This is a genomic window from Mycobacterium sp. pR1184 (assembly GCF_041287235.1).
In the GTDB taxonomy this organism is placed as follows: domain Bacteria; phylum Actinomycetota; class Actinomycetes; order Mycobacteriales; family Mycobacteriaceae; genus Mycobacterium.
Genome location: NZ_JBGGKR010000001.1, coordinates 281305 through 296905 on the forward strand (window position 1 = coordinate 281305; position 15601 = coordinate 296905).

Below are 15601 nucleotides of genomic sequence, written 5' to 3' on the forward strand. Positions count from 1 at the left end.
GCCGATGCGGGTGCGGTTTCGCGGCATCACCACCCGCGAGGTCGCGCTGATCGAGGGACCGGCGGGGTGGGGCGAGTTCGGGGCCTTCGTCGAATACGGGCCGGCCGAGGCGGCGGCGTGGCTGGCGTCGGGCATCGAGGGCGCCTACCGGCAGCCGCCGCCGGTGCACCGCGATCGCATCCCGATCAACGCCACCGTGCCCGCCGTGACCGCGGCCGAAGTACCCGGCGTGCTGGCCCGCTTTCCCGGCGCCGGCACGGCCAAGGTGAAGGTCGCCGAGCCGGGTCAGACGCTGGCCGACGACGTCGCCCGGGTCAATGCGGTGCGCGAACTGGTCCCGACGGTTCGGGTGGACGCCAACGGCGGCTGGACCATCGACCAGGCGATGCTGGCCGCGGCCGTGCTGACCGCCCACGGCCCGCTGGAATACCTCGAACAACCCTGTGCCACCGTCGACGAACTCGCCGAGCTGCGGCGGCGGATCGACGTTCCGATCGCCGCCGACGAAAGCATCCGCAAGGCCGACGATCCGCTGGCCGTGGTCCGCGCCGGCGCCGCTGACATCGCGGTCCTCAAAGTCGCTCCGCTGGGCGGGATTTCGGCCCTGCTGGACGTCGCCGCGCAGATCGATATCCCAGTCGTGGTCTCCAGCGCGCTCGACTCGGCGGTCGGCATCGCCGCGGGTCTGACCGCCGCGGCGGCATTGCCACAACTGCGGCACGCTTGCGGCCTGGGCACCGGCGGGCTGTTCGCCGACGACGTCGCCGCACCCGCCGCGCCCGTCGACGGCCACCTAACCGTCGGGCCTGTTGCACCCGACCCGGAGCGGCTGCGCGCGTTGCGGGCATCGCCGCAGCGACGGCAGTGGTGGATCGACCGGGTCAAGGCGTGCTATCCGCTCCTTGTACCGTCGATCGAGTGATCAACCTGGCGTATGACGACCGCGGCAGCGGTGAGGCCGTGGTCTTCATCTCGGGCAGCGGCGGCCCCGGACGCACCTGGTTGCCGCATCAGGTCCCGGCATTCGTGTCCGCTGGTTATCGCGTGATCACCTTCGACAATCGCGGGATCGGCGCCACCGAAAACGCCGAGGGCTTCACCACCGAAACCATGGTCAACGACACCGCAGCCCTGATCGAGTCCCTGGGTGCGGCCCCGGCGCGCATCGTCGGGGTGTCGATGGGCGCGTTCATCGCCCAGGAGCTGATGGTGGTGCGCCCCGAGCTGGTGAAGGCCGCGGTGTTGATGGCTACCCGCGGCCGCCTGGACCGCGCCCGTCAGGGTTTCCACGAGGGCGAGCAGGAGCTCTACGCTTCCAACACCGAACTACCGCCCGCGTATGAGGCGAAAGTCCGTGTGCTGGAAAACTTTTCGCGCAAGACAATCAACGACGACGTGCTGGTCGCCGACTGGATCACCATGTTCCGGGCCTGGCCGGTCAAGCGCACGTCCGGGTTGCGCACCCAGCTCGGCGTGTCCCCGCAGACCAGCCGGCTCGCGGCCTACCGCGGCATCAACACCCCGGTGCTGGTGATGGGCTTCGCCGACGACGTCATCACCCCGCCGCACCTGGGGCGCGAGGTCGCCGACGCGTTGCCCAACGGCCGCTACGTGCAGATCCCCGACGCGGGCCATCTCGGCTTCCTGGAGCGGCCCGAGGCGGTCAACAGCGTGGCGCTGAAGTTCTTCGCCGACGTTTGATTCCTCATCCCGACGCAGCACGTCGGGCATCGTCAGCGCGCTGTGACACCCTGTAGGAGTGAATCCCTCGACGACACAGGCTCGCGTCGTCGTTGACGAGCTGGTCCGCGGCGGCGTGCGCGACGTGGTGTTATGCCCCGGCTCGCGCAACGCCCCGCTGGCGTTCGCGCTGCAGGACGCCGACCGCTCCGGCCGGATCCGGCTGCATGTGCGCATCGACGAACGCACCGCCGGCTATCTGGCCATCGGGTTGGCGATCGCGGCGGGCGCGCCGGTGTGTGTGGCCATGACCTCGGGCACCGCGGTCGCCAATCTCGGTCCGGCCGTCGTCGAGGCGAACTACGCGCGGGTGCCGCTGATCGTGCTGTCGGCCAACCGGCCCTACGAATTGCTGGGCACCGGGGCCAACCAGACCATGGAGCAGCTGGGCTACTTCGGCACCCAGGTTCGTGCCACGATCAGCCTGGGTCTGGCCGAGGACGCACCGGAGCGACTGGATGCGCTCAATGCCACCTGGCGGTCGGCCACCTGCCGGGTGTTGGCGGCGGCCATGGGTTCTCGCACCGCCAACGCCGGACCCGTGCAGTTCGACATCCCGCTGCGCGAGCCGCTGGTACCGGATCCACACGGTGCGGTGACGCCGCCCGGGCGGCCCGACGGTAGGCCGTGGACCTACACGCCGCCGGTCACCTTCGACCAGCCGCTCGAGATCGACCTGTCGCCGGACACCGTCGTCATCGCCGGCCATGGTGCCGGCGCGCAGCCCACTCTCGCGCAGCTGCCGACGGTGGCCGAACCGACCGCGCCGGCCGCGGTCAACCCGTTGCACCCGCTGGCCCTGTCGCTGCTGCGCCCGAAGCAGGTGATCATGCTCGGCCGCCCGACGCTGCACCGGCCGGTCTCGACGCTGCTGGCCGACCCACAGGTGCCGGTGTACGCGCTGACCACCGGACCGCGTTGGCCCGACGTCTCGGGTAACTCGCAGGCCACCGGAACCCGGGCGGTGACCACCGGCACGCCCAACCCAGCGTGGCTGGATCGCTGCGCGGAGATGAACCGGCACGCGGTCGCGGCGGTGCGCGGCCAGCTGGCGGCGCATCCGTTGACCACCGGCCTGCACGTCGCCGCCGCCGTGGCGGATGCGCTGCGCCCGGGTGATCAGCTCGTGCTGGGGGCGTCCAACCCGGTGCGTGACGCGGCGCTGGTGGGGCTCGACACGACCGCCGTCCGGGTCCGGTCCAATCGCGGCGTCGCCGGCATCGACGGCACCGTGTCCACCGCGATCGGCGCGGCACTGGCGCACGAACGCAATGGCACGGCCGAGAACCCGGCCCGCACCGTCGCCCTGATCGGCGACCTGACGTTCGTCCACGACAGCTCTGGGCTGCTGATCGGTCCGACCGAGCCGACACCGCGGCATCTGACCATCGTGGTGTCCAACGACAACGGCGGCGGCATCTTCGAATTGCTGGAGCAGGGCGACCCGAGGTTCTCCGACGTCTCCAGCCGGATCTTCGGCACCCCGCACGATGTGGACGTCGGTGCGCTATGCCGCGCCTACCACGTCGAAAGCCGTCAGATCGAGGTCGACGAGCTGGGCGCAGCGCTGGGCGAATCCGGCGCCGGCATGCGGGTGCTGGAGGTCAAGGCGGACCGGTCGTCGCTGCGCGGACTCCATGCCGCCATCAAGGCCGCCTTGTGAAGTCACCAAAAGCATTGCTGCGCACTGTGATCCACGGCCGCAGCGATGAACCGCCGACCACACCGGCGCGGATTGCGTTGCGGCTGACCCGGATCACGGTGCTGGTCATCGCCGGGCTGGCGACGCTGCAGTCGGTGTTGCTGGTGGCCGGCGCCTGGCGCAACGATCTCGCAATCCGGCACAACATGGGTGTGGCGCAGGCGGAGGTGCTCAGCGCGGGGCCGCGCCGCTCGACGATCGAATTCGTCACACCTGAGCGAGTCACCTACCGGCCCGAGCTCGGCGTGCTATATCCGTCCGAATTGGCCACGGGCATGCGGATATACGTCGAATACAACAAAAATGACCCGAACCTGGTGCGAGTCCAGCACCGCAACGCCGGGCTGGCGATCATCCCGGCGGGTTCGATCGCGGTCGGGAGTTGGCTCGTCGCACTGGTTGTGCTGGTAGGCCTGGCGTTAATAGACAAGCAGCTGGACCGCCGCGACGCGGCCAAAAGTGCGGGTAGCAAAGACATATAGCGCTTTCAGCAGCAAATTTCGCGCCCCGTATGCCAGTCGGCAACCTCCGAGACAGGCAGTGCTGACACTATGGCTTTGTGCGCGTTGCGATCGTCGCAGAATCCTTTCTGCCTCATGTCAACGGTGTCAGTAATTCAGTAATCCGCGTACTAGAGCATCTGCGCCGAACGGGCCATGAAGCTCTGGTGATCGCCCCCGACACCCCGCCCGGTGAACCTCCCGCCGAGCGCATTCACGACGGCATCCGGGTACACCGGGTGCCGTCGCGGATGTTCCCGAAGGTCACCACGTTGCCGCTTGGGGTGCCCCGGCCGCGACTGCTCAAGGTGCTGCGCGGATTCCAGCCCGATGTGATGCATCTCGCATCGCCGGCGCTGCTGGGCTACGGCGGCGTGCGAGCCGCGCGCTACCTCGGGGTGCCGACGGTCGCCGTCTATCAAACCGACGTACCGGGTTTCGCCGAGAGCTACGGCATCGGGATCACGACGCGCGCGGCGTGGGCGTGGTTCCGCCACCTGCACCGCCTCGCCGACCGCACCTTGGCGCCTTCCACGGCGACGATGGAATCGCTTGTCGCCCATCGAATCCCGCGGGTCCATCACTGGGCGCGCGGCGTCGACATCATGGGATACGCGCCGTCGGCGCGCGACGAGGCATTGCGCCGGCACTGGTCGCCCGAGGGCAAGCCGATCGTCGGCTTCGTGGGCCGGTTGGCGCCGGAAAAGCACGTGGAGCGCCTCGCCGGCCTTGCCGCCGCCGGTGACGTGCAGCTCGTGATCGTCGGAGACGGCGTCGACCAGCAAAAGCTCCAATCGGCAATGCCCACAGCGCGATTCACCGGTGCCATGTACGGCGCCGAGCTCGCCGCGGCGTACGCCAGCATGGACGTTTTCGTGCACACCGGCGAGCACGAGACGTTCTGCCAGGTCGTGCAGGAGGCGCTGGCGTCCGGGCTGCCGGTGATCGCGCCCGACGCGGGCGGACCGCGTGACCTTGTCACCCCGTGGCGCACCGGATTGCTGCTGCCCGTCCAGGAATTCGAGCAGCGGCTACCCGAGGCGGTCGAGCATCTGCTGGCGGAGCGGCCGCGCTATTCGCAAGCCGCACGCAAGAGCGTCCTCGCCCGCACCTGGCCCGCCATCTGTGACGAGCTACTGGGCCACTACACGGCCGTGCAGTCCCCCATTGCCCGGGCGCGTGCCCGCAACGCGCAACGCAAACTCGCCCAAGGCGAGTGACGTTGCGCCGTTAGCCCTGCGCCAGCTCGGAGACCGGCTGCCACTGCTCCCAGGTGCGTAACCGGTTCTCGTAGTCGGCCTTTGCGGTCTGCAGCGGTGAAGCACCGAAGAACACTCGCAGCGGTGGCTCCTCGGCGTCTACCACCTTCAGCAGCGCCGCCGCCGAGGCTTTCGGATCACCGGGCCTGGCCCAGCGCCGACCGCGCTCTTCCTGGACGGCGGCACGCACCTCGTCATAGGCGGGCAGTGGTTCGCTGTGCCGCGACGAGGAGCCGGACCAGTCGGTGTCGAAGCCACCCGGTTCGATCAGCGTGACATGCACGCCGAACGGCGCGACCTCCTGAGCCAGCGCCTGGGAGAAGCCCTCCAGCGCCCACTTGGACGCGTGGTAGATGCCGACGAGGGGGAACGCGGTGATGCCGCCGATCGACGACACCTGGATGATGTGGCCGCTGCGCTGCTCGCGCAGGTAGGGCAAGGCGGCCTGGGTGATCCACAGCGCGCCGAACACATTCGTTTCGATTTGATCGCGCGCGTCTTGCTCGGACAGTTCCTCGACGAACCCGAAGTGACCGTAGCCGGCGTTGTTCACCACGATGTCCAGCCGACCGAAGTGGTCGTGCGCCTGCTTGACCGCGGCGAAATCCGCATTTCGATCGGTGACGTCCAGCCCGATCGGCAGCAGCGCGTCGCCGTACTTGGCGACCAGGTCGTCCAGTGCCGCGGTGTTGCGAGCGGTCGCGGCGACCTTGTCGCCCCGCTCCAGCGCGGCGATGGCCCACTCGCGCCCGAATCCACGTGATGTACCGGTGATAAACCAAACTTTTTCGCTCACGCCGTTGTGTAACGCACTGCCCGGCGGACCATTCCCGAGGGGGCAGACGGAAGCCGGGTAGCGTCGTCGTCGTGAGTCGTGCGGCCTTGGACAAGGATCCCCGGGAGGTCGCGTCGATGTTCGACGGCGTCGCCCGTCGTTATGACCTGACCAACACCGTGCTGTCGCTGGGGCAGGACCGCTATTGGCGACGCGCCACCCGCTCCGCGCTGCGGATAGGACCCGGCCACAAGGTGCTGGACCTGGCCGCGGGCACCGCGGTGTCCACGGTGGAGCTGGCGAAATCCGGGGCGTGGTGTGTGGCGGCCGATTTTTCGGTCGGAATGCTCGCCGCCGGCGGTACGCGCAAGGTGCCGAAGGTCGCCGGCGATGCCACCAAGCTGCCGTTCGCGGATGGCGTATTCGACGCCGTCACAATCAGTTTCGGGTTGCGTAATGTCGTCGACCCGCTGGCGGGGCTGCGGGAGATGGCCCGGGTCACCCGGCCCGGCGGGCGCCTGGTGGTGTGCGAGTTCTCCACACCCACCAACGCGCTGTTCGCCACCGTCTACAAGGAATATCTGATGCGGACGCTGCCACGGGTGGCGCAGGCGGTGTCCAGCAATCCCGATGCCTACGTGTATCTCGCGGAATCGATCAGGGCGTGGCCCGATCAAGCCGCACTGGCGGCGCAGATGGCACAAGCCGGATGGTCGGGCGTTCGGTGGCGCAATCTGACCGGCGGAATCGTGGCCCTACACGCGGGGCATAAGCCCCTGCGCTGACTCAGTTCGGGTGCTGGCCGGCTGCCTGCACCACGCCCACCTGGTCCGGGCAGTAGTGGTCGACGGCCGCACCGAGGAACTGGAACGCCTGTCCCTGGCTGGTGCCGCGCGGCAGGTTGCGCTGGATAAAGGTGGCCGACTGATACGCGTCGTGGTCCACGCCCCGGCCGAGCCGATCGCAAGTGATCTTGCCCAGCCACGCGAGCTGGTCCTGCGGCTGGTAGATACCAAAGCCGTTGACGGTCTGCTTGAACGGGGCGTCGTAGTCGCTGGGCGGCGACGGGGTCCGCAGCGGGGTCGGAGCCGGAGGCGGCAACGGCGGCGTCGTCGGATCGGCGAGAGCCGGCGCGCCGAGCGAAATGGCGGCCGCCGCAACGGCGGCGCCGGAAAGCAGCTTGATACCCCTCATTAGCCGGACTATACACCTCGATAACGACGCGGTCTCACCGATGATCAGTCCCGGTGAGCAATCAACAGCCACGCGCTCGCCGACTTCAAACCGCTGGGTTCGTCGCGCAGTCCGACGAACGGCATCTGTGGGGACTCCTCCGGCAGCTTGGCATGGATGCGGGCCGGCCGGATCTCGTCGACGACCCAGTAGCTGGACACGGCGTCGCGCAGTTCGTCGGCGGTTACCGCGTTGACGGGACCGTCGGGTGCGCCCGCCCTGTCGAAGACGAGGGCGAAGTAGGTGGCACCGGGAGCGGCGGCCCGGCTGATCGACTGTTGGTAGCCCTCGCGCAGCTCGACCGGGATCGAATGGAACAGGGTGCTGTCGACGATGGTGCCGAACCGGCCGTCGTACCCGGTGAACGTGCTGATGTCGGCGACCTCGAAGGTGGCGTTGGTCAGGCCGCGCTTCGCGGCTTCCTGGCGGGCCAGGTCGATCGCGGTCGGCGAGAGGTCCAGGCCCACCGTGGTGTGGCCCCGGGCGGCCAGCGTCAGCGAGATGGCGGCTTCACCGCAACCGACGTCGAGCACGTCGCCGTGGAACTTGCCCTGCTCGATCAGCGCGGTCAGCTCGGGTTGCGGGACGCCGATGCTCCACGGCGGCCGCGATCCCTCGCCGAACTGGGCGGATTCACCGCGGTAGACCGTCTCGAACTCGAAATCAGTTGGCTGAGTCATGCCTCCAGATATATCAACCAAGCTGATTCATGTCAACGAAGTTGATATCAAGCGGACGGTGAATCACGGGCGAAAAGTTGGTTCAGCTGAACGGTGTTCGGCGATCCAGCAGCCGCGAGAATCGGCCACCGCCGCGCCACGCGCGCGCCACCCAGTCCGCGTCGTCGTCGCTGACCAGATTCGCCATCACCCGTACGGCGATGGTCATCAGGGTGGTCGAGCGCATCGCGACGGGGCCTGTGGCGGGCAGGAACCGCTGGAAGGTCAGCAGCAGCGCCAGCCGGCGCGCGACGGAGAATCCGCGGCCGTAGTGGTCTTGCAACAGCGACGGCCAGGCCCGCGACACGTCACCGGCGTCCAGCAACTCGGCAGCCAGCCGTCCGGTTTCCAGCCCGTAGTCGATGCCCTCGCCGTTGAGCGGGTTCACGCACGCTGCGGCGTCGCCGATCAGCATCCAGTTCGGCCCGGCCACACCCGAAACGGCGCCGCCCATCGGCAGCAACGCCGAGGAGATCGCCCGCGGTTCGCCGGCAAAGCCCCACTCGTCGCGGCGCAGGTCGGTGTAATAGGAGATCAGGGGTCGTAGCGACAGGTCGGCCGGCCGCTTCGACGTCGAGAGTGCTCCGACGCCGATGTTCACCTCGCCGTTGCCCAGCGGGAAGATCCAGCCGTAGCCGGGCAGCACGGCGCCGTCGGGGGAGCGCAGCTCGAGATGCGATGTCAGCCACGGGTCCTCGCTGCGCGGGGTCCTCAGATACCCGCGGGCCGCGACGCCGTACACCGTCTCCTGATGCCAGCGCCGGCCCAGCTTGCGGCCCAGCGGGGAGCGTGCGCCGTCGGCGACGATCAGGTACCGGCAGCCCACCTCGGTGCCGTCGGCCAACTGCAGCGAGGTCACCTTGCGTGACGAGTCATGATGTACACCAACAACTTTGGCGCCGAGCAGCATGCGTGCCCCGGACGCTAGAGCGACTTTGCGGATCCGGTCGTCGAGTTCGAGGCGGGCGACCGCGCTGCTGGTGGACGGGAACGACGGCCCCGGCCAATCCACTTCGAGCTCGCCGCCGAACCCGCTCATCCGCAGGCCCCGATGCCGGATGCGGGTGTCCAGCCAGTCGCCGAGTCCGAGGTGTTCCAGCTCGGCGACGGCGCGCGGGGTCAGGCCGTCGCCGCATGGTTTGTCGCGGGGAAAGCTGGCGGAGTCGATGACGAGCACGTCGCGACCCGCGCGAGCCGCCCAGGCGGCGGCCGCCGAACCGGCAGGTCCAGCACCCACGACCACCACGTCGGCCCCCACGCCAAGCCCGGTCTCCACGCCCACCAGTATGTTGGTCGCGTGAGTACTCCGGCGACGGTGGTCGCGGGCATTGACTTCGGCGACGCCGCGTTCGCCACGACGGTGCGCGACGGCGTCGCGAAGATCGAGCAGCTGATGGACGTCGAGCTGCGCAGCGCCGATGAGATCATGACTGATTCGCTCACGCATTTGTTCAAGGCCGGCGGCAAGCGGTTCCGGCCGTTGTTCACCGTGCTGTCCGCACAAGTCGGGCCGCGCCCGGATGCCGACGAGGTGACGATCGCCGGCGCGGTCATCGAGCTGGTGCACCTGGCCACGCTCTATCACGACGACGTGATGGACGAGGCCGAGGTGCGCCGCGGGGCTCAGACCGCCAACGTGCGCTGGAACAACAACGTCGCGATCCTGGCCGGCGATTACCTCTTCGCGACCGCGTCGCGGCTGGTGTCGCGGCTGGGGCCCGACGCGGTGCGGCTGATCGCCGAAACGTTCGCTCAGCTGGTCACCGGGCAGATGCGGGAGACCCGCGGGGTGGCCGAAGGGGCGGATTCGATCGAGCACTACCTGAAGGTGGTCTACGAGAAGACGGCCTGCCTGATCGCCGCGGCCGGCCAATTCGGCGCGATGTTTTCCGGGGCCGACGATGAGCAGGTCGCCCGGCTGAGCCGGCTCGGCGGCATCGTGGGCACCGCGTTTCAGATCTCCGACGACATCATCGACATCGACAGCGACTCGCATGAGTCGGGCAAGCTGCCCGGGACCGACATCCGCGAGGGCGTGCACACCCTGCCGATGGTCTTCGCGCTGCAACAACCCGGGCCGGACGGCGACCGGCTGCGCAAGCTGCTGTCCGGTCCCGTCGAGGACGACGGCGAGGTGGCTGCGGCGCTCGGGCTGTTGCGGGCGTCGCCGGGCATGGCCCAGGCGAAGGAGTTTCTGGCGCAGTACGCCGCGAAAGCCCGTCATGAGCTGGGCCTTTTGCCCGACGTTGCCGGTCGGCGCGCGCTGGAGACGTTGGTCGACTACACGATCAGCCGACACGGCTAGCGGGTCATGGAACCCGGCAGGTCGTCCGGGGCGTTGAATTGACAACAGTCAAGCAACGACCGAGTTCTTCTTAGGGGAGGACAACCCGATGACCTGGCATCCGCATGCCAACAAGCTGAAGACCTTCCTGCTGTTGGCCGGTATGTCCGCGATGATCGTTTTCGTGGGGTCGCTGTTCGGCAGGACGGCGATGTTCCTGGCGCTGATGTTCGCCATCGGCATGAACCTGTACACGTACTACAACAGCGACAAGCTGGCCCTGCGCGCGATGCACGCCCAGCCGGTGTCCGAACTTCAGGCTCCGGTGATCTACCGGATCGTGCGCGAGTTGGCCACCGCCGCACACCAGCCGATGCCCCGGCTCTACATCAGCGACACCAACGCTCCCAATGCGTTCGCGACCGGACGCAACCCGCGCAACGCGGCGGTGTGCTGCACCACCGGCATTCTGGACATCCTCAACGAGCGTGAGCTGCGCGCCGTGCTGGGCCACGAACTCTCGCACGTCTACAACCGCGACATTCTGATCTCCTGTGTGGCCGGCGCGCTGGCGGGAGTGATCACCGCCCTGGCCAACATGGCCATGTGGGCCGGCCTGTTCGGCGGCAACCGCGATGGCGAGAATCCTTTTGCGCTGCTGCTGGTTTCGCTGCTGGGCCCGATCGCGGCGACGGTGGTCAAGTTGGCCGTCTCGCGGTCCCGTGAGTACCAGGCCGACGAGTCCGGCGCGGTGTTGACCGGCGACCCGCTGGCCTTGGCATCGGCCCTGCGCAAGATTTCCGGCGGTGTGCAGGCGGCCCCGTTGCCGCCCGAGCCGCAGCTGGCCAGTCAGGCCCATTTGATGATCGCCAATCCGTTCCGCGCCGGCGAGCGCATCGGCTCGATGTTCTCGACCCACCCGCCGATCGAAGATCGCATCCGCCGGCTGGAGGCGATGGCGCGCGGGTAAGACAGCCCGAGTGCGTTGCCGGCTTTCCGGGTGCGCACATGGCGGGTCGCATCGGCGTGTCGGCGCCCTGAGCGCACACCCGACGCCGGTAACGGTGACGAATCGTCCCGCGGCACAGAGCTTTTCGGTGTCGATTAGAACCCGGAGCCGTGCACCTCGTGGCCCGGCACCTCGGCGATCAAGCCGCTGTAGGCCTGCTCGACCGTCGAGCCGTGATTGATGACGCCGTCGACTTCGCGGGCGATCGGCATGCTCAGGCCGAAATCGTTGGCGAACTCCATGATCACGCTGGCAGCCTTGACTCCCTCGGCGACCTGGTTCATCGACGCGATGATCTCGTCGATGGGCTTGCCCGCGCCGAGTTGTTCACCGACGTGGCGGTTGCGGCTGCGCTGACTGGTACAGGTGACGATCAGATCACCCAGGCCGGCCAGCCCGGGGAAGGTTTCCGGGTCCCCGCCCAGTGCCACCCCTAGCTTCGTCATCTCGCGCAACGCGCGCGCGATGACCAGCGCGCGGGTGTTCTCGCCGATGCCCAGCGAATAGCCCATCCCGACCGCGATCGCATAGACGTTCTTCAGCGCACCCGCCATCTCGACGCCGACGACGTCGTCGGTGGTGTAGACGCGGAATCGCCGGGTGCGAAACAGCCCGGACAGCCGGGTCGCCAGATGCTGGTCGGGCATCGCCAGCACCGCCGCGGCCGCATAACCCTCGCCGACCTCGCGCGCGATGTTCGGTCCGGCCAGGATGCCCGCCGGATGGCCCGGCAGCACCTCCTCGATGATCTGCGACATCCGCATGTTGGTGCCCTGCTCGAGCCCCTTGACCAACGACACCACCGGAACCCAGGGCCGCAGTTCCTTACTCAGTTCGGTCAGCACCCCGCGGAAGCCATGCGAGGGCACGCCCATCACGAGAACGTCAGCACAATGGGCGGCCTCGGCGAAATCGGTGGTGGCTCGCAGCGTCTCGCTGAGGATCACGTCGTTACCGAGGTAGCGCGTATTGCGGTGCTGCTCGTTGATGTCATTGGCGGTCTCCTCGGAGCGCACCCACTGCAGCGTCGGACCTCGGCGCGCGCAAATGGACGCCACGGTGGTTCCCCAGGAACCACCGCCAAGGACAACGACTTTGGGTTCGCGCTTCTCGGCTGCCATGAAGCTCAGCGTATTGCCGAAACCTCACATTTAGTAGCAGTTCACTCGGAGTGTGGGCCGGCGCCGGGTTCCGCGCACACACCGAACGCTGCGGCCCGCGGATGAAATTAAAACCAACGACCTCCGAGCAGGGGACTTCGGTCCCTACCCGTTGGCGCCCCGGCACCGGATCGTCAAGGTCATCGCTTCATCGAGGAGGAATCATGTCCCGACGAGCGGACCTGGCGAAGACAGGGTTCGTGTCCCGCGGCAGCCGGGCGTTCGCGGCTGCTTTGGTGGTGTTGGCCGGATCGCCGGGCGTCGCCGTCGCCGATGGCGGCCGGCCGCAGGTCAACCCGGAGGAGCGGGCGGCGGCGATAATACGGCCCGCCGTGGTCTATCTCTCGGTCGAAACCTACGGCCAGGTGCGCCTGCCCGACGGACAGACGTTGTCTCCATTCGGCGGGGGCTTGAATCTTCCCTTCGACGCGAACTGGTCATGCACCGGTTTCGTCGTCAACCCCGACGGCTGGGTCGCCACCGCGGGCCACTGCGTCGACCCGGAGAACGCGAAAGATTTCATCGCCAAGAGTGCCGCGGACGCCTACATCGAACAGTTTCCGGACTCGCCCACCGGGAAGGACCCCGTCGCAACAGCGGAGTGGCTGCGCAAGAACTCGCGGATAGAAGGCAAGAGCCCCGACCGGGGGCCAGAGATCGCCCTCACGGTGCTCTACGGCGCGGGGACAAAGCTCACCGGCAAGCTGCCCGCGAGCGTGGTTGATTTCCGGCCCCTCGGCAAGGGTGACGTCGCGTTGCTCAAGGTGGAAAAGCGCGGCATGCCGTCCTCCGAGCTGGCCAGCGACGCCGACGTCAACATCGGTACCCCGATTCTCGCGGTCGGTTTCCCCGAAACCACCCAACGGGTCACTGGTCCCTCGCTGGATCCAACGAACAAGAGCGGCAAGGTGAATAAGAAGTTGGCGATCCAGACCATGCCGGAGTACGAGATCGACGCCGCCGTTTCGGAAGGCATGAGCGGCGGCCCGACAATTGCACTCGACGGCAAGGTGATTGGCGTGAACAGCTTTGCGCCCGTCGGTGAGCCGCAGGCGTTCAACTTCATCGCCCCGGTAGATCGCCTGGCGGCGATGCTGGCCGGCAAGGCCGTCAAGTCTGAGCTCGGTCCCGCCGATGTGTATTACCGCAAAGGGCTCGCCGACTACTACTCCGGCCGCTACAGCGACGCGATCAAGAACTTCGACCAGGCTGCGGCGTTGTCACCCGATTATCCCGGGCTGGCCGATTTGAAGACGAGTGCGGTGAATCTGCGCCAGCAGTATGGTGACGTGTCGGTGTTCCATACCTCAAACCTGTTGTGGTACATCGTCAGCGGGATTCTGATGCTGCTCGTCGTCGGCGGCTGGGTGGCCTTCATGGTGCTCAAGGGCCGTCGGCAGGGTCGCACGGAAGCGGGTGTCGCGGACTTGCCGGAGGTCGTCGGCAGGCATGAACGCGTCGACAGCGCGGTCGCCGAACCGCCGTTGGTGGCGGCAGAGCCGCACTACTGTGTCAATTGTGGAGCGCAACACCACCCCGCCGAAAAGTTCTGTCCGAACTGTGGCAAGCACATCGAACTCTTGCAGCCCGAGGCGGAGACCGGCCAATTATCCTGACGCCCAAGCCGTTTGGGAACTAACCCGCTACCGGCGCCCGGTCGGCAACACGGCCGAATTCCATTGACTCCTCGATCCGGTCGAACCGGTAGTCGAGGGCGTCGGCGAGGTAGTTCTGCCGTACATTCCACGGCCGCTTGGTGCCCGACTTGGGTAACTGATGGGCGGAACGCAACACGTAGCCGGCGTTGATGTCCCAGGATGGCTTCTCGGCCATCGGCTGATCGCCCAGGTGCGGGTAGGCGTGCGTGTAGCCATGAGAAGCCATGTGCGCCAGCAGTTTTGCGGTGGCACGGGCGGTGATGTCGGCCCGCAGCGTCCACGACGCGTTGGTGTAGCCCACGCACCAGAACAGGTTCGGCACGTCTTCGAGCATGTGCGCCTTGTAGACGAAACGTTCACGGTGATCGATCTTTTCGCCGTCCAGGCTGATCGTGGCTCCGCCCAGCGCCTGCAGTTGCAGGCCGGTGGCGGTGACGATGATGTCGGCGTCGAGGTGCGCGCCGGACTTCAGCGCGATGCCGGTGGCATCGAAGTGATCGATCTGATCGGTGACCACCTCGGCGCGGCCCTGGCTGATCGCGTTGTACAGGTCCGCGTCGGGGATCATGCACATCCGCTGGTCCCACGGGTTGTATCGCGGTTTGAAGTGGACGTCAACCGCGTACCCGTCGGGCAGATTGTCCACCGCCTGACGCCGCAGCATCCGCTTGATCAAACCGGGCAACTTGCGGGACAAGAAGAAGAACACAGCCTCAGTCAAAGCGGTGTACATCCGGATTACCAGGTGAGATACCTTGCGGGGCAATAGAGCTCGAATGACGGCGTCGATCGTTCGGTACTTCGTGGCGGAGACCAGATAGGTCGGCGAGCGCTGCAGCATGGTTACTTTCGCGGCCCGCTCCGACAGCGAGGGAAGCAGGGTCACCGCGGTGGCGCCGCTACCGATCACCACGATCTTCTTGCCGTCGTAGTCGAGGTCCTCGGGCCAGCGTTGGGGATGGATGACGGTGCCGCCGAAGCGCTCGATGTCGGGGAACTCCGGGGTGTAGCCCTCGTCGTAGTTGTAGTAACCGGAGGCGAAGAACACGAACCGGCTGCGGTAAATCGTGGCGGAGTCGCCTTGATCGACGGTGATCGTCCAGGTGTCGGTGGAGGAATCCCAATCCGCGGAACGGACATAGCTGTTGAATTGGATGTGTCGATCGATGCCGTACTTGTGTGCGGTGGCCGCCAGGTATTCGCGGATGTGCACGCCGTCGGCGACGCCTTCCTTCCGGGTCCACGGCTCGAAGGGAAAGGACAGCGTGAAGATGCTGCTGTCCGAGCGCACGCCGGGATACCGGAACAGATCCCACGTACCGCCGATCTGCTCGCGGCGCTCCAAAATGGCGTACGTCATCTGGGGGTTGCGTTCGGCGATCCGGTACGCCGCGTCGATGCCGGAGATCCCGGCGCCGATGATGACGACGTCGAAGTAGCCGGGCTTGGCCGGTGGGTGGCCGGTGGCTTCCTGGGGAGTCACGGTCATCGTGAACCTCGCTTGCAGTGTGGGACTCGTCACTAGATTAGGCACCGACCGGTTGGTGGAGCCAGCAGGCCGG

General features: G+C 67.4%; 15 protein-coding genes. 9 read left to right on the forward strand and 6 right to left on the reverse strand.

The annotated features are described in order from the left end of the window. Nucleotides 1–4 precede the first annotated feature (4 nt). The 5 genes from ACAG21_RS01435 to ACAG21_RS01455 all read left to right on the forward strand — a co-directional run bounded on the left by ACAG21_RS01435 (nucleotide 5) and on the right by ACAG21_RS01455 (nucleotide 5162). Nucleotides 5–922: an o-succinylbenzoate synthase gene (locus ACAG21_RS01435; protein WP_370494531.1), complete on the forward strand. Its 918-nt coding sequence runs from the start codon at nucleotides 5–7 to the stop codon at nucleotides 920–922. Continuing rightward, a complete protein-coding gene (locus ACAG21_RS01440) occupies nucleotides 919–1701 on the forward strand; it encodes an alpha/beta fold hydrolase (protein ID WP_370494285.1) in 783 nt (260 codons plus the stop codon). The genes ACAG21_RS01435 and ACAG21_RS01440 overlap by 4 nt, the downstream gene beginning before the upstream one ends. 58 nt (nucleotides 1702–1759) lie before the next feature. Further along, on the forward strand, nucleotides 1760–3403 hold the full coding sequence (menD, locus tag ACAG21_RS01445; protein ID WP_370494286.1) for a 2-succinyl-5-enolpyruvyl-6-hydroxy-3-cyclohexene-1-carboxylic-acid synthase: 1644 nt from the start codon (nucleotides 1760–1762) through the stop codon (nucleotides 3401–3403). Then, the gene (locus tag ACAG21_RS01450; RefSeq protein ID WP_370494287.1) at nucleotides 3400–3924 is read left to right on the forward strand and encodes a DUF3592 domain-containing protein; all 525 of its coding nucleotides are present in this window, start codon (nucleotides 3400–3402) and stop codon (nucleotides 3922–3924) included. The genes menD and ACAG21_RS01450 overlap by 4 nt, the downstream gene beginning before the upstream one ends. A 77-nt stretch (nucleotides 3925–4001) precedes the next feature. Continuing rightward, entirely contained in the window at nucleotides 4002–5162 is a 1161-nt protein-coding gene (locus tag ACAG21_RS01455; protein WP_370494288.1) for a glycosyltransferase family 4 protein, read from the forward strand. Nucleotides 5163–5172: 10 nt separating this feature from the next. Here the strand turns inward: ACAG21_RS01455 and ACAG21_RS01460 are convergent, their stop codons facing one another. Continuing rightward, nucleotides 5173–5997 carry an SDR family oxidoreductase gene (locus ACAG21_RS01460; RefSeq protein ID WP_370494289.1) on the reverse strand — a complete coding sequence of 275 codons (825 nt, stop codon included), beginning with the start codon at nucleotides 5995–5997 and terminating at the stop codon, nucleotides 5173–5175. Between the two features lie 71 nt (nucleotides 5998–6068). Between ACAG21_RS01460 and ACAG21_RS01465 the strand changes: the two genes are divergently transcribed. Continuing rightward, entirely contained in the window at nucleotides 6069–6761 is a 693-nt protein-coding gene (locus ACAG21_RS01465) for a demethylmenaquinone methyltransferase (RefSeq protein WP_370494290.1), read from the forward strand. A 1-nt stretch (nucleotide 6762) separates the two neighbouring features. Here ACAG21_RS01465 and ACAG21_RS01470 read toward each other — a convergent pair whose 3' ends face one another. From ACAG21_RS01470 to menJ, 3 genes are all read right to left on the reverse strand, one after another. Then, nucleotides 6763–7170 carry a DUF732 domain-containing protein gene (locus tag ACAG21_RS01470; RefSeq protein ID WP_096284616.1) on the reverse strand — a complete coding sequence of 136 codons (408 nt, stop codon included), beginning with the start codon at nucleotides 7168–7170 and terminating at the stop codon, nucleotides 6763–6765. A gap of 44 nt (nucleotides 7171–7214) precedes the next feature. Continuing rightward, nucleotides 7215–7889, reverse strand: a complete 675-nt coding sequence (locus ACAG21_RS01475; protein WP_370494291.1) for a class I SAM-dependent methyltransferase — start codon at nucleotides 7887–7889, stop codon at nucleotides 7215–7217. A gap of 82 nt (nucleotides 7890–7971) precedes the next feature. Next, nucleotides 7972–9186: a menaquinone reductase gene (gene menJ, locus ACAG21_RS01480; RefSeq protein ID WP_370494532.1), complete on the reverse strand. Its 1215-nt coding sequence runs from the start codon at nucleotides 9184–9186 to the stop codon at nucleotides 7972–7974. Between the two features lie 39 nt (nucleotides 9187–9225). Between menJ and grcC1 the strand changes: the two genes are divergently transcribed. Both grcC1 and htpX read left to right on the forward strand, forming a co-directional pair. Beyond that, entirely contained in the window at nucleotides 9226–10233 is a 1008-nt protein-coding gene (gene grcC1 / locus ACAG21_RS01485; protein WP_370494292.1) for a nonaprenyl/(2E,6E)-farnesyl/geranylgeranyl diphosphat synthase, read from the forward strand. Nucleotides 10234–10321: 88 nt separating this feature from the next. After that, entirely contained in the window at nucleotides 10322–11182 is an 861-nt protein-coding gene (gene htpX, locus ACAG21_RS01490) for a zinc metalloprotease HtpX (protein WP_096290863.1), read from the forward strand. A 134-nt stretch (nucleotides 11183–11316) separates the two neighbouring features. On the opposite strand, the gene ACAG21_RS01495 is transcribed toward htpX, so the two are convergent. Continuing rightward, a complete protein-coding gene (locus ACAG21_RS01495) occupies nucleotides 11317–12342 on the reverse strand; it encodes an NAD(P)H-dependent glycerol-3-phosphate dehydrogenase (protein ID WP_342925936.1) in 1026 nt (341 codons plus the stop codon). A 203-nt stretch (nucleotides 12343–12545) separates the two neighbouring features. On the opposite strand from ACAG21_RS01495, the gene ACAG21_RS01500 reads away from it, so the two are divergent. Continuing rightward, nucleotides 12546–13997 carry a trypsin-like peptidase domain-containing protein gene (locus ACAG21_RS01500; RefSeq protein ID WP_370494293.1) on the forward strand — a complete coding sequence of 484 codons (1452 nt, stop codon included), beginning with the start codon at nucleotides 12546–12548 and terminating at the stop codon, nucleotides 13995–13997. A 19-nt stretch (nucleotides 13998–14016) separates the two neighbouring features. Here the strand turns inward: ACAG21_RS01500 and ACAG21_RS01505 are convergent, their stop codons facing one another. Next, complete coding sequence (locus tag ACAG21_RS01505; RefSeq protein WP_370494294.1) at nucleotides 14017–15528, reverse strand: flavin-containing monooxygenase; 1512 nt, start codon at nucleotides 15526–15528, stop codon at nucleotides 14017–14019. Between the last annotated feature and the right edge of the window lie 73 nt (nucleotides 15529–15601).

What these genes read in the sequence shown, in the direction of transcription:
- ACAG21_RS01435 (WP_370494531.1), top strand. Translation starts at nt 5, where the DNA reads ATGCGGGTGCGGTTTCGCGGCATCACCACCCGCGAGGTCGCGCTGATC.
- ACAG21_RS01470 (WP_096284616.1), bottom strand. Translation starts at nt 7,170, where the DNA reads ATGAGGGGTATCAAGCTGCTTTCCGGCGCCGCCGTTGCGGCGGCCGCC.
- ACAG21_RS01475 (WP_370494291.1), bottom strand. Translation starts at nt 7,889, where the DNA reads ATGACTCAGCCAACTGATTTCGAGTTCGAGACGGTCTACCGCGGTGAA.
- htpX (WP_096290863.1), top strand. Translation starts at nt 10,322, where the DNA reads ATGACCTGGCATCCGCATGCCAACAAGCTGAAGACCTTCCTGCTGTTG.
- ACAG21_RS01495 (WP_342925936.1), bottom strand. Translation starts at nt 12,342, where the DNA reads ATGGCAGCCGAGAAGCGCGAACCCAAAGTCGTTGTCCTTGGCGGTGGT.
- ACAG21_RS01500 (WP_370494293.1), top strand. Translation starts at nt 12,546, where the DNA reads ATGTCCCGACGAGCGGACCTGGCGAAGACAGGGTTCGTGTCCCGCGGC.
- ACAG21_RS01505 (WP_370494294.1), bottom strand. Translation starts at nt 15,528, where the DNA reads ATGACCGTGACTCCCCAGGAAGCCACCGGCCACCCACCGGCCAAGCCC.